The organism is Nautilia profundicola AmH (genome assembly GCF_000021725.1).
Classification (GTDB): Bacteria; Campylobacterota; Campylobacteria; order Campylobacterales; family Nautiliaceae; genus Nautilia; species Nautilia profundicola.
On sequence record NC_012115.1, the window covers coordinates 1,041,638 to 1,054,624 of the forward strand.

General features: G+C 34.6%; 13 protein-coding genes. 4 read left to right on the plus strand and 9 right to left on the minus strand.

Annotation, left to right across the window (positions count from 1 at the left end; translation table 11 throughout):
* Positions 1-25 precede the first annotated feature (25 nt).
* From NAMH_RS05555 to NAMH_RS05570, 4 genes are all read right to left on the minus strand, one after another.
* Positions 26-1,732: an FAD-dependent oxidoreductase gene (locus NAMH_RS05555; protein ID WP_015902466.1), complete on the minus strand. Its 1,707-nt coding sequence runs from the start codon at positions 1,730-1,732 to the stop codon at positions 26-28.
* A 277-nt stretch (positions 1,733-2,009) separates the two neighbouring features.
* A complete protein-coding gene (locus NAMH_RS05560; RefSeq protein ID WP_228368687.1) occupies positions 2,010-3,149 on the minus strand; it encodes a TolC family protein in 1,140 nt (379 codons plus the stop codon).
* A gap of 61 nt (positions 3,150-3,210) precedes the next feature.
* Entirely contained in the window at positions 3,211-4,377 is a 1,167-nt protein-coding gene (locus tag NAMH_RS05565; RefSeq protein ID WP_015901876.1) for an aspartate aminotransferase family protein, read from the minus strand.
* 9 nt (positions 4,378-4,386) lie between these two features.
* Positions 4,387-4,881 (minus strand): hypothetical protein, encoded by a 495-nt coding sequence (locus NAMH_RS05570; RefSeq protein WP_012663618.1) that lies wholly within the window; start codon positions 4,879-4,881, stop codon positions 4,387-4,389.
* 126 nt (positions 4,882-5,007) lie between these two features.
* Between NAMH_RS05570 and NAMH_RS05575 the strand changes: the two genes are divergently transcribed.
* A complete protein-coding gene (locus tag NAMH_RS05575) occupies positions 5,008-6,507 on the plus strand; it encodes a SulP family inorganic anion transporter (RefSeq protein ID WP_012663697.1) in 1,500 nt (499 codons plus the stop codon).
* On the opposite strand, the gene NAMH_RS05580 is transcribed toward NAMH_RS05575, so the two are convergent.
* The 5 genes from NAMH_RS05580 to NAMH_RS05600 form a co-directional block, all read right to left on the minus strand.
* Positions 6,494-8,299, minus strand: coding sequence for a primosomal protein N' (locus NAMH_RS05580; RefSeq protein WP_015902349.1), 1,806 nt, complete (start codon positions 8,297-8,299; stop codon positions 6,494-6,496). The genes NAMH_RS05575 and NAMH_RS05580 overlap by 14 nt on opposite strands.
* Positions 8,296-8,718, minus strand: a complete 423-nt coding sequence (locus NAMH_RS09005) for a type II secretion system protein (protein WP_015902077.1) — start codon at positions 8,716-8,718, stop codon at positions 8,296-8,298. Before NAMH_RS09005 ends, NAMH_RS05580 begins: the two co-directional genes overlap by 4 nt.
* A 46-nt stretch (positions 8,719-8,764) precedes the next feature.
* Complete coding sequence (locus NAMH_RS09400) at positions 8,765-9,271, minus strand: type II secretion system protein (protein WP_012663859.1); 507 nt, start codon at positions 9,269-9,271, stop codon at positions 8,765-8,767.
* Between the two features lie 186 nt (positions 9,272-9,457).
* Positions 9,458-9,664: a hypothetical protein gene (locus tag NAMH_RS05595; RefSeq protein ID WP_015901927.1), complete on the minus strand. Its 207-nt coding sequence runs from the start codon at positions 9,662-9,664 to the stop codon at positions 9,458-9,460.
* Positions 9,661-9,882, minus strand: coding sequence for a hypothetical protein (locus tag NAMH_RS05600; protein ID WP_015902682.1), 222 nt, complete (start codon positions 9,880-9,882; stop codon positions 9,661-9,663). Before NAMH_RS05600 ends, NAMH_RS05595 begins: the two co-directional genes overlap by 4 nt.
* A gap of 67 nt (positions 9,883-9,949) precedes the next feature.
* Between NAMH_RS05600 and uvrB the strand changes: the two genes are divergently transcribed.
* From uvrB to NAMH_RS05615, 3 genes are read left to right on the plus strand one after another with little or no spacing between them, the layout of a single operon-like run.
* A complete protein-coding gene (uvrB, locus tag NAMH_RS05605; protein WP_015902464.1) occupies positions 9,950-11,980 on the plus strand; it encodes an excinuclease ABC subunit UvrB in 2,031 nt (676 codons plus the stop codon).
* Positions 11,981-11,989: 9 nt separating this feature from the next.
* Complete coding sequence (locus tag NAMH_RS05610; RefSeq protein WP_012663995.1) at positions 11,990-12,430, plus strand: hypothetical protein; 441 nt, start codon at positions 11,990-11,992, stop codon at positions 12,428-12,430.
* Between the two features lie 17 nt (positions 12,431-12,447).
* Entirely contained in the window at positions 12,448-12,987 is a 540-nt protein-coding gene (locus NAMH_RS05615; protein ID WP_012663737.1) for a gamma carbonic anhydrase family protein, read from the plus strand.

Genomic DNA, 12,987 nt, shown 5'->3' on the forward strand with positions numbered 1-12,987 from the left:
TTCACTCTTCATTTTTAACTTTTCACTAATACTTTCTCTCTGCCGGTTCGTAAAGGCTTAAGTCAACCTTACCTTTTTCATATTTGAAACTTCCGTCGCTGTTTCTGCTAATCATTGAGTGATATAAAAAGTTTTCGTCATCTCTTTTTGGATAATCGTCTCTATAAAAACTACCTCTACTTTCTTTTCTCTGAAGTGAAGCATAAGCCAATACATCTGCAATTTCAAGTAAATTATAAAATTCAAGCAGACTTTGAAGATCAGTATTAAATACTTTTGATTTATCTTCAACAGCAAGGTTTTTATTTGCTCTTTCAATAAGATTTTTAAGTTTATCGTAACCTTCTTGCATCTCTTTTTCATTTTTGAATACACCGAAATGTCTAAACATAATCTCACCCAATTCGTCTCTGAGATCACCTAAAGTCTCTTTACTTTCTCTGTCAAATAGCTCTTGAATAAATTTAACATCATCCTGAAGTTTGCTTTCTCCGCCTTTTGCAAAGTCAGTACCTTCAGCATATCTCACTGCTTCTTTTCCTGCAACATGCCCGAATACAACGATATCAAGAAGTGAGTTTCCTCCAAGTCTGTTCGCACCATGTACGCTTACACACTGCGCTTCACCGGCCGCATAAATACCTGCAATCGGAGTTTCACATCTAACATCAGTATGAATTCCACCCATTGCATAGTGCGCAGTAGGTTTGATAGGGATAGGCTCTTTAATCGGATCAATACCTTCAAAATCTATAGTAAGTTCCCTAATCTGCGGAAGTCTTGATTTTATTTTTTCCTCTCCAAGATGAGTAAGGTCAAGATGTACGTATTCTCTTCCCTCTTCATCTTTAAAACCTCTGCCTTCTCTGATTTCTGTCATAATACTTCTACTTACCAAATCTCTAGGCCCAAGCTCCATTTTTTCAGGAGCGTATTTACTCATAAATCTTTCACCTTTGTTATTTAAAAGATGTCCGCCTTCACCTCTTGCCGCTTCAGATACAAGAATCGCAGACTTTCTAAGCCCTGTCGGGTGGAATTGTAAAAACTCCATATCTTTAAGAGGAAGCCCGGCTCTAAGTGCGGCAGCCGTACCGTCTCCCGTACATCCTAAAGCATTTGAAGTATATCCCCAGTAAATTCTGCTGTGTCCACCAGTAGCTAAGATAACAGCTTTAGCATGAATAAACTGTATTTCACCCGTTGCAATATTAATAGCGGTTACACCCTGCAATCTTTCACCGTCATGTACTATGTTTAACATAAACCATTCATTCAAGAATTTAATATCATGCTTAATACACTGTTCATATAAAGTATGAAGCATAACATGCCCCATCTTATCGGCACTGTAGCATGTTCTGTCTTTACTTGCCCCACCAAACGGTCTTTGTGCTATTTTTCCGTTATTAAGTCTGCTAAAAGGCACACCCATATGCTCCATTTCTCTGATAATTCTCGGAGCTTCAAAACACATATATTTTACAGCTTTTTGGTCAGCAAGATAATCGCTTCCTTTAACAGTATCGAAGGTATGTAGTTCTTCACTATCAGTAGGGTCTACATTTGCAAGTGCTGCATTAACACCACCTTGCGCAGCACCCGTATGAGAACGTGTAGGATAAACTTTCGTAAGAACGGCAACTTCCATTCCTTTTGCTTCTTCGGCCGCACTAAGTGCAGCATAAAGTCCCGCTCCACCGGCACCAACAATTAATACATCAACTTTCATATCACTCCTTTAGTCTATATAATATTGATAATTATAACGAAAACTTATATTAAATAAGATAATTTTGGTGTGAATTCTGATTCAGTGTTACGGGCTGTTACAAAAAAAGTTATTTAGTTAATAAAGTTGTTAAGGTTAAAGAAGTTAGTTAAGTTGTTAAGGTTATTGAGGTTAGTGAAGCTGGTAAGGTTATATCGCTTTAGAATTTAAAAACTTTAACTAACTTTAATTAACCTCAACTAACCTTAACAACCATAAAAACCCTAACTAACTTTAACTACTTTAACTTCCAATTATGCAGTTTATAATATAGTGAAAGTAACAGTTTTTGTTTTTGGAGTTTTAATATTTCAATATTAACAAACATAGTTTTTCTTGAGTTTTCCAATATTTGAAGATCAAGCTTCGTTGCATTTCCCGCTTCAATCGAATCAAGTGTTGAAGCTATAAGATCATCATATATTTTTACATTATCTTTATAAATCTGTATTTTTTTATCAATCGTTTTTATCTGATTAACGATGTTGTTATATGTGTTTGTTAACTGTAATTTTTTATCCTCTATCATTGTCAGTGATTTAAGATAATCAATTTTACTTTTTTGTATTTTATTTACGGCATTGAAACTGATAGGTAATGTTACACTAAATCCGATTCTATAATAATCGTTTTTTGAATCCTGAAATAACGGAGTATTTTGCGAATACATTGTTTTTTGCCAGTTCAAAGAACCGTTTATATTTACACTTAATAACTGATCTCCAAACTGCATTTTATACAAATCGTATTTTACTTTTTTAAGTTTTTTTTGAGCTAAAAGATCCAAATTTGATTTTAAATACTGATTTTTCGTAATTAGCTCAAACACTGGCAGCTTTATTTTATCTATATTCAGTGATGATATGTTTTTAAATGAATTTCTGAGACTTTCCAAATTTGTTTTCAAATCTTCCAAATTCAGTTTTAACCCGTTTAGCTGTAAAATTGCGTTGTTAAGGAGCGTAGAGTCCCCTATTCCGTTTAAAAACTCCTCTTTTTTCTTTTTTATATCTATTTTCGTATTTGCAATATTTAAAAGTATTATTTTTTGATTAAGTTTGGTTATTTTATAATCATACGCCAAATCAAGAGCCTGTTTTATAAGAGCCCTTCTTTGAAGTTCAATATTTAACATATTATATGATTTGGAATGTTGAGCATATTTAATCGAATAATAAATGGCCCCGGATTTAAAAACAGGCTGATTTACGCTGATACTGAATGTTTTATTTGTTGTTTTAATGCTTCCGAGTGTATTGTCTTTCGAATAAGAATACTTTAATATTATCGGACTTATCCATGATTTTTCAGTATCTTTACTGTCCTGAATGCTTTGTTCTTTGTCAAAATTCAGCTCTTTTTGCTTCAAATCATTCAATAAATCTCCACTAAAAACCAATGCTGGAAATAACAAAAAAAGAAATTTTTTTAGTTTCAATTTACTTCTCCAAAGAATTTAATGTAATTTTCAATCTCTCAAAACCTTCGTCAATTTCATCTTTTGTAATTGTAAGTGGCGGTAAAAATCTTACAGAATGTGTTCCGGCTTTTAATATTAATAGTTTGTTTTCAAAAGCTTTTTTAACCACTTCATCCCTAATCTCAGGTGTCTTAGCCCTTAGTGCTCTCATCAGTCCGTATCCGCTTACACTCTCAAACATTTCAGGATATTCTTTGGCTATTTCAAGAAGTTTGTTTTCAAAATATTCTATCGTATCCGCAAGTTTACCGTTTCTTTTTTCTTCATCCAAAATTTTAACAACTTCCAAAGCGGCGGCAGTCGCAAGATAGTTTCCACCAAACGTACTGCCGTGATCTCCAGGTTTTAAAACATCCGTATGTGTTGTTAAGACTGCTCCTATCGGAACACCGCCTCCAAGGCCTTTTGCCATAGTAACAATATCAGGCTTAATTTCATACAGGTTGCTTGCAAGAAATTCTCCGGTTCTGTAAATTCCTGTCTGAACCTCATCTACGATCAAAAGTATATTTTTTTCTTTTAAAAACTTAGCAAGGTTTTGAATCTCTTCTTTATCAAAAGGATTAACACCTCCTTCCCCCTGAATCAATTCTATCATAACAGCCACTGTTTTGTCGTCAATTTTGTTGTATATATCCGCTATATCTTTTGCATATGTAAACCCATCCGGAAAAGGACCGAAATACTGATGAAATTTCGGCTGTCCCGTAGCTTTCAAAGTAGAGATGGTTCTACCGTGAAAAGAGTTTTCAAGTGTTATTACTTTATATCTTTTTATTTCACCGTTTACCTCTCCGTATTTTCTTGCAATTTTAAGTGCCGTTTCATTCGCTTCTGCTCCGCTGTTACAGAAAAATATTCCACCCTCAATTCCGCTTTTTTTTACAATTTCTTCCGCAAGTTTTTCCTGAGGTTCTATTCTGTATAGATTTGATATGTGAATAATATTTTTAGCTTGAGAGCATATTACATTTGCAAGTCTCTCATTTCCATGTCCTACGCTCACAACTCCTATACCGCTTGTAAAATCTATATAATTCTCACCGTTTTTATCCCATAGTGTGGCGCTCATTCCTTTTTCAAACTGTACGTCAAATCTTGCGTAAGTGTTTAATAAATACTGCATAAAATCTCCTTATTCATAAAAATCTATTTCATAATCGCTTATGTCTTTTTTAGTGAAAACCCCCACTTTATCCCCGAGCATTTTCACAAAACTTAAAACCGCCTCAATCTCTTCGTCTTCAACGTCTCCTAAAATAATACTTACTTTATCTGAAGAGTCTATTAAATATAAAACCCCGCTTATTTCCTCAAGAGTTGTAAGGTGCTTTTTTATCTGTGTTTTTACCCTCACACCTTTTAAAATATCAACATAATCTTCGAACTCGTCCGTATCTTTAAGATCCTCGTCGTATATTTCAAATACGTACGCCAGCCTCGCAAGCAACAGTGCCAAATCCCTGTCAGCCCTTGGAATATCCACTTTGGAGTGCTCATCCGTGCCACCGAGCACCGCATAACTTTTAATCAGTTTTTTAGGTTTTTCATTCCAGAAAATAACCAAATCTGACTCTTTTAAAAAATTCTCGTCTTTATTGGTGTAATATTCGCCTTTTTTTTCAAACATTTTGTTCCTTTAGAGTATTGGTATATTAGTATATTGGTTATTAGTGTTGTCCACTTTTACTAAGCCAAAAAATTTATTAACCTTATATGTTATAATTCTGCCTCGAAAAATTTTAAAGGATTATACTTGTTTTCTAAGATATTACAAAATTATAACGCAAAAAATACCAAAAACGAGTTACTAAGCGGAACAGTCGTGGCAATTGCACTTGTACCGGAAGCTATTGCGTTTAGTATCATCGCCGGAGTTTCTCCTCTTGTAGGATTATATACGGCTTTCATATTAGGACTTATTACGGCGCTTTTTGGAGGAAAACCGGGAATGATAAGCGGTGCCACCGGAAGTGTGGCTGTTGTAATGGTCTCACTCGTGGCGAGCCACGGAGTTGAATATCTTTTCTGGGCTACGGTACTTGCAGGTATTATTCAGATACTTGTAGGTGTTTTTAAACTTGCGAAATTCATACGTCTTGTACCTATGCCAGTTGTTTACGGATTTGTAAACGGACTTGCCATTATTATAGCTATGGCACAGTTTCCGATGTTTAAAGGCGAAGGTTATATTATGTACATTTTAGTAGCCCTTACTATGGCTATTATGTGGTTTTTACCTAAATTCACAAAAGCAATCCCTTCAGGACTCGGTGCGATTATTGCAATTACAGCGCTTGTACTTATATTTAATCTTGATACGAAAAAAATAGGAGATTTGGCACATATCAGCGGAAGTTTCCCGCATTTCCACCTGCCCCTCGCACCTCTAAACTGGGAAACTATTAAAATCATTCTACCTTATTCAATCATTATGGCTCTTGTAGGGCTTATAGAATCGCTACTTACACTTGAAGTATTGGAAGAAATGAGCGGTGAGAGAGGCAACGGAAACAAAGAAGCAATTGCACTCGGAGCCGGAAATGCAACATGCGGACTTTTCGGCGGAATGGCCGGATGCGCAATGATAGGACAGAGTGTAATCAATTATACTTCAGGCGGACGAGGAAGACTTAGTGCCGCATTTGCAGCCATACTTTTAATTTTGTTTGTCGTGGCACTTGCTAAATATATAGAACAGATCCCTCTTGCCGCACTTGTCGGAATTATGTTTATGGTAAGTATTGCAACATTTGAATGGGCAAGTTTCGACAGACTCAAAAGGATGCCGAAAGAAGACGCTTTCGTACTTATAGCCACCACATTGATTACAATCTTTACCGATCTTGCAATTGCAGTAATAAGCGGTGTTATAATTTCAGCACTTGTATTTGCATGGAAACACGCAAAAGTTTATTTTAAAACCAAAATGGAAGGTAACAGAAAAATTTATGAATTTGAAGGGCCTCTGTTTTTCGGAAGCGCAAAAAGTTTTATTGAAAGTTTTGACGTTAAAAACGACCCCGACGAAGTGGTAATGGATTTTAAAAACGTACGTGTTAAAGACTCAAGCGGCGTGGAAGCCATAGATAAAATCACAAAAAAATATCTCGAAAACGGCAAAAAACTTACAATCAGACACCTAAGTGACGAGTGTAAAAAACTCCTCAAAGTCGCAGGGCCTTACTGCACTTACGAAGAAGACGACCCTAACTATAAAGTGGCGGTAAATCCGGAAGAACTTAAACAAAACTGACCGGATCCACATCCACTTTCATTTCATTAATATTCACGCACGGATATATGATTTTATGAAGGTTTTTGCCTTTAAGCAGTACCTGGTATCGAAATATGTTTTTGATTTTGAATATAGGGGCTTCACCAGAGCCTACTATCTCAGGCCTGTTTCCAATACAGCGTAAAAACCTGTCCATTTTTTCTTTGGCTTTTATTTTGTCTTTATCCTGAAATTCTATTTTTATAAGTCTGTTAAACGGCGGGTATCCGAGCTCTTTTCTGTTTTGTATCTCTTCATCATAAAATTCCTCATAGCTTCTGTCAAAAAATTCTGGATTAAGCGTTTGAATAATAACCTCGCCGTCCTCTTTTCTTCCTGCCCTTCCTTCAACCTGGCGTGCCAAGGCAAAAGCCCTCTCCCCGGCTCTGTAATCCGCACTGTTAAGTACAAAATCTATATCAAGTACAATTGAAAGCGCAACATCCGGATAGTCATGCCCTTTACTGAGCATTTGCGTGCCTATTAAAATATCTATCTCTTTATTTGCAAATCTTTTTAGCAGTTTATCAACCCTGGATTTGGAAGTGATAACGTCCCTGTCAAATTTTTCTATAACTGCATCAGGGAAAATCCCTTTTAAAACTTCTAAAAATTCACTCGTACCCATTCTTTCGTTTATAAATTCTTCACTTCCACAGTATTCACAGCTTGAAGGAATATGCATACTGTAATTGCAGTAATGACATACAAGCGCTCTTTTATTTTTATGTACACTCATTGCAACATCACAGTGTTTGCATTTTACCGCCTTACCGCACTCGGCACATATCATATATTTAAAATTCGCACGTGTCGGAAGGAATATAATAACTTGTTTATTTTTCTCAATGGTATCTTTTATTTTTTGTATGATAAAATCATCAAATGTGCTTCTGAAATATCTTGTTTTTTTCGTATTGTAAAACGTTCCTTTCAGTCTGAAATGTGGAAATTTATATAGATCACTTATAAGAGGAGTTGCGCTTCCGAGTATTACTTTGGCATCGTAAATTTTACCGAAATATACTGCCAGATCTTTTGCGTTGTATTTTGGAGTCTGTTCGGATTTATAGCTGTCGTCATGCTCTTCATCCACAATTATCAACCCAAGATTTTCAAGAGGCAAAAACAGAGCACTTCTGGCACCCGCTACAATTTTAATCTCACCTTTTGCAATTCCTGAAAGAATTTGTTGTTTTTTCTTTTTGGTTATTTTACTGTGCCATATAGCAAGTGCTTCTCCGAAATATTTTTGAAGTCTTTTTTCCATTTGTGAGGTTATAGCAATTTCAGGCAGTAAAAAAAGTACCTGTTGTCCATCATTAAGCACTTCTTCTATTAGTTTGATATATATCTCCGTTTTGCCGCTTCCGGTATCACCGAAAAGTACCGACACATCGTTTTTTTTCAAAAACTTCAACGCTTCTTGTTGTTTATCTGTTAATTTTATGTCTGTTTTTACATTATTAATTTTCCATTTTACATTTTCAATTTTACATTCGTAGAAAAGTCCCGCCGCTTCACCAATAGGAGCAAAATAATATTTGCAAATAAAATCAATAATTTTTTGTTTCTTCGAAGAAAATGAATAAAGTTTTGAAAGTATAACTTTACATTCAAAATTAGGCTTTTGAACTTCTTTTACAACATAACCTGTTGTTTTTCTGTTTCTTACTTCAATTTCAACAACATCGCCGGGATTTAATTCAAAATTTGAGCTGTATGTAAAAGTATTTGGAGTGTTAATAACAGCTATATCGTAGTATTTCATTCACCTATCAAACTACAATTGCCATTTGTATTATCACAGACAAATTTACAATTATTTGCCGTATCATTATAATAGTGAAATTTGATAACTTTTTGATCAATTGTAACGTTATAATCAGTCCCGTTTCCATCCCATTTTACTGTGCCAGTATTTTGTTTAATAGGATAAGTCAAAATACCTTCAAAAAGCTGATTATCGGTTGTTGAAGTTTCAAGTGAAGGACATGAATCATTACCTTCCATTACGTTTTTACCGTATTTTGTGGATATAGCAGTTCTAATAGTAGCTACGTCAGTTTTAACCTTTGCAATCTCGGCATCGCTTATTCCGCTAAACAATCTCGGGATTGCAACTCCGGCAAGTATTCCTATTACAACTATTACAAAAATTAATTCAAGCATAGTAAAAGATTTTCTCATTTATTACCTTTAAATTAAGAAAATAATAAGAGCGGAAAAGCTCTTATTAATTTATTTCAGTTATAGGATTAGCAGTTGTATTCACATCAGCTATATTTGTACCATTTGCAATATTACAGTCAGTATCAGCATTTGTATTATCACATCTATATAATTTGAATACTGGTGATTGATTAGCATTACCATCTTTACATGTAATTACGTAGTCTTTACCTGCAACAGACTGTTTAATTTGAATAACAACTGTATCAGCAGTAGTACTATTACAATCTGCTAAATTTACAGTATCTACTTCTTTTGGTAATTCTACATACTCTGTAATATTATTTTCATCTAATGCTAGATATGAAATATCACCACCTTTATTTTCTGCAATTGATTTACTCCATAATGTAGGTGCAACTGTTCTGTTTAAAGTTCCTACAAATGATTTTAAGTTACCTTCATGTGCCTGTTGAGCAACACCTAAGAATTTCGGTAACGCAACTGCTGCTAAAATACCTAAAATAACAATAACGAAAATCAGTTCAATCATCGTAAACGCTTTTTTCATTTTTTATCTCCTTTAATTTATTTATTACAATTATAGCATATATTTTTCAAAAAGTGTCAACTGCTCTTCTTTTATTTAACATGGATTTAACAAACTTAATATTTAAGTAAAATATATTTAACTAAAATGTTAAAATTTAATCTTACATGCAAGTTACAAATATTAATTGATTGATAGACATTAATTTTATTTTTTATCCAATTTTTGAAGAATATTTTTTATTTTTTTGTTAGTTTCAAACATCTCTTTTTTATTTTTTAATATCAAAAAAAGAAGCTCTTTCGGTGTGGGATGCTGAATTTTTAAAAGATCTTCTTTTACAAATTCAAAAAATTCATCCTCAAGTTCTATTTCAAACTTTTCTCCTAAAACCGAGAGGGATATTTTTTTCATTTGCCGAGAATTGCTTCGATTTTGCTTACAACTTCTTCAAGTTCTATTTCTTTAAGCGCCATTTTTTCTTTACATTCCAAAAGCTCAGTATCTTTTTCGGCAAGCATTTCTTTTGTATTTTCAAGTTCAAGTTTTAAGTTTTCGTTTTCCTGTTGCAGTTCTTCGTATTTTTTCAATAAATTATCTATTTTTTCATTTAATTTACCAAGTAGGTCCATTTTTATCCTTTATTTTTATATAATTTTATCAAACTTAAGTGACACAATTATAATAAAAAGGAGCGTTTTGTTCAAATTAAACTCAAACTTCAAGCCTACAGGCGACCAGCCTCAGGCAATTGAAAAATTAAGCGGCTGTATAAAGCAAGGAAACAGATACAATACTTTAATAGGTGTTACGGGAAGCGGTAAAACATTTACAATGGCAAACATCATTCAAAAACTTCAAATCCCGACCCTTATACTTACACATAATAAAACCCTTGCCGCACAGCTTTATTCCGAATTTAAGGAATTTTTCCCTCAAAACCACGTGGAATACTTCATAAGCTATTACGATTATTATCAGCCTGAAGCATACCTTCCGAGACAGGATCTTTTTATTGAAAAAGACTCTTCAATCAACGCGGAACTTGAAAGGTTGAGAGTCAGTGCAACTGCTTCACTCTTAGAATATGACGACGTTATAGTAGTTGCGTCCGTTTCGGCCCTGTACGGACTCGGTAACCCGATCGAATATAAAAAAATGGTAGCCAAAATAGCCGTGGGAGATGAAATAAACCAGCGTCAGTTTATGATGAGGCTTCTTAGTATGGGTTACACAAGAAATGACAAATATTTTGAAAGAGGAAACTTCAGGGTAAACGGCGAAGTAATAGACATATTCCCTACATATTTTGAAGACGACGTAATAAGAGTCGAGTTTTTTGGAGATGAAATAGACAGAATATATACGATTGATTATATGACAAACGAAAAACTCCAGGATCTTAAAGAAATCACAATCTACGCCGCAAACCAGTTTATCGTAGGTGCCGACAGACTGGCTGAAGCCATACAGTCTATAGAAAAGGAGCTGGGAGAGAGACTGAAAGAATTTGAACAACAAGGAAAAATTATTGAACACCAAAGACTTAAACAAAGAACAGAATTCGACCTTGAAATGCTTGAAACAACGGGAACATGCAAAGGAATAGAAAACTATTCAAGACACCTTACAGGCAAAAAACCTGGAGAAACCCCGTATTCTTTACTTGATTACTTTGAAATAAAAGGAAAACCTTACCTTGTAATAGTGGATGAATCACACGTAAGCCTTCCTCAGTTTCGCGGGATGTACAACGGTGACAGGGCAAGAAAAGAAGTACTTGTGGAGTACGGATTCAGACTGCCAAGTGCGCTTGACAACAGACCTTATAAATTTGATGAATTTATAAATAAAGCTCCTCATTATCTTTTCGTATCGGCAACTCCGGGAGAATATGAGCTTGAAATATCCACATGCGTGGCGGAGCAGATCATCCGCCCTACTGGACTGCTTGATCCGATAGTAGAACTGCTTCCAAGCCAAAACCAGGTGGCAACGCTTTTTGACAGAGCCAAAGAGGTAATTGAAAAAGGCGAAAAGGTACTTGTAACGACTCTTACTAAAAAAATGGCTGAGGAGCTTCAAAAATATTACCTTGAAATGGGACTGAAAGTTAAATATATGCACTCTGACATTGACGTGGTGGAAAGAAACGAAATAATAAGAGGACTTAGAAGCGGTGAATTCGATATGCTAATCGGTATCAACCTCCTAAGAGAAGGTCTGGATCTTCCGGAAGTAAGCCTCGTAGCCATCCTTGATGCGGATAAGGAAGGGTTTTTAAGAAGCGAGACGAGTCTTATTCAAACAATGGGAAGAGCCGCAAGAAACGTAAACGGACGGGTATTGATGTTTGCAGGAAAAATAGAAGAGCCTGTAGTACTTGATGATGATCTTGAAGTGCTTGAAAAAATAAAAGACAAAATCACAGGCTCAATGTACAGAGCAATCAAAACCACAATCACAAGACGTATCAAACAAAAAGAATATAATAAAAAGCATGGAATCATTCCAAAAAGTACAATTAGAAAACTTGACAAATCACTAAAAGAAGAAGGATACGAAGCAATAGCCAAAGAGCTGAAAAACAAAAATAAAATTCCGGCCAAAGAGAAAAAAGCGATTATTGCAAAATTACGTAAAGAAATGAACGAAGCCGCAAAAGCACTCGAATTTGAAAAAGCAGCAATGCTAAGAGACAAGATTGAAGAGCTAAAGAAAATGAAATAAGGAGAAATAATGGCAAATTTTGATATTAATTTACAATTATCTTTAACTTATCAAGATACGATTGATCGAATTGCCGATGCCAAAAAAAATTTATTTGAAATAACTAAGTGGATAATAACTTTAAACTCCGGTGTACTTGGATTATTTTTCTCTGTAAACAAAGATTTTTCAATTTATTTTACTTTATTACCTATTCTCATTGGAATAATTGGACTTTTATTGGAATATAGTATCTCTTATGAATTAAATGTTCATAGAAAAACTTTAGCAAACTTAAGAAAAAAAGTTGGAGGCTTAATATATGATATTAATAAAGAACAAGTAGATTTGATGTTAAAAAACAAAAAAACATCTCATAAATTTTATTACTTTTTTTATAAATTCAGTAATTTTAGTATTATTATCTTTTCAAGTATTATAACTGCATTAATAATATTTTTTAATATTTAAAAATAAAAGGAAAAAAAATGACTCTGCGCTATAAAGACGACTTCCCTAAAATACATACCACCGCATGGATAGCTCCGAGCGCCGATATTATCGGTGATGTGGAAATCGGAGAAGATTCAAGTGTGTGGTTCGGGTGTGTTATAAGAGGAGACGTGCATTACATCAAAATCGGAAAACGCACATCCATTCAGGATATGAGTATGATACACGTAACGCATTATGAAAAAGAAAAGAAAATAGGAGACGGTTTTCCGACTATTATAGGTGACGACGTAACAATAGCACACCGCGTAATGCTTCACGGTTGTAAAATCGGAAACGCATGCCTTATAGGTATGAGTGCCACAATCCTTGACGGTGCCGAAATCGGAGACGAATCGATCGTAGGAGCCGGAGCTTTGGTTACAGGCGGTAAAAAATTCCCTCCAAGAAGCCTGATTTTAGGATCTCCAGCCAAGGTCGTAAGGGAGCTTACCGACGAAGAAGTGGCGAATATATACAAAAACGCCGAAAATTACGTTAAATATAAAAATGATTATATAAATTTTGTAAGGTAA

What these genes read in the sequence shown, in the direction of transcription:
- NAMH_RS05555 (WP_015902466.1), bottom strand. Translation starts at nt 1,732, where the DNA reads ATGAAAGTTGATGTATTAATTGTTGGTGCCGGTGGAGCGGGACTTTAT.
- NAMH_RS05565 (WP_015901876.1), bottom strand. Translation starts at nt 4,377, where the DNA reads ATGCAGTATTTATTAAACACTTACGCAAGATTTGACGTACAGTTTGAA.
- NAMH_RS05570 (WP_012663618.1), bottom strand. Translation starts at nt 4,881, where the DNA reads ATGTTTGAAAAAAAAGGCGAATATTACACCAATAAAGACGAGAATTTT.
- NAMH_RS05580 (WP_015902349.1), bottom strand. Translation starts at nt 8,299, where the DNA reads ATGAAATACTACGATATAGCTGTTATTAACACTCCAAATACTTTTACA.
- NAMH_RS09005 (WP_015902077.1), bottom strand. Translation starts at nt 8,718, where the DNA reads ATGAGAAAATCTTTTACTATGCTTGAATTAATTTTTGTAATAGTTGTA.
- NAMH_RS09400 (WP_012663859.1), bottom strand. Translation starts at nt 9,271, where the DNA reads ATGAAAAAAGCGTTTACGATGATTGAACTGATTTTCGTTATTGTTATT.
- NAMH_RS05595 (WP_015901927.1), bottom strand. Translation starts at nt 9,664, where the DNA reads ATGAAAAAAATATCCCTCTCGGTTTTAGGAGAAAAGTTTGAAATAGAA.
- NAMH_RS05600 (WP_015902682.1), bottom strand. Translation starts at nt 9,882, where the DNA reads ATGGACCTACTTGGTAAATTAAATGAAAAAATAGATAATTTATTGAAA.
- NAMH_RS05610 (WP_012663995.1), top strand. Translation starts at nt 11,990, where the DNA reads ATGGCAAATTTTGATATTAATTTACAATTATCTTTAACTTATCAAGAT.
- NAMH_RS05615 (WP_012663737.1), top strand. Translation starts at nt 12,448, where the DNA reads ATGACTCTGCGCTATAAAGACGACTTCCCTAAAATACATACCACCGCA.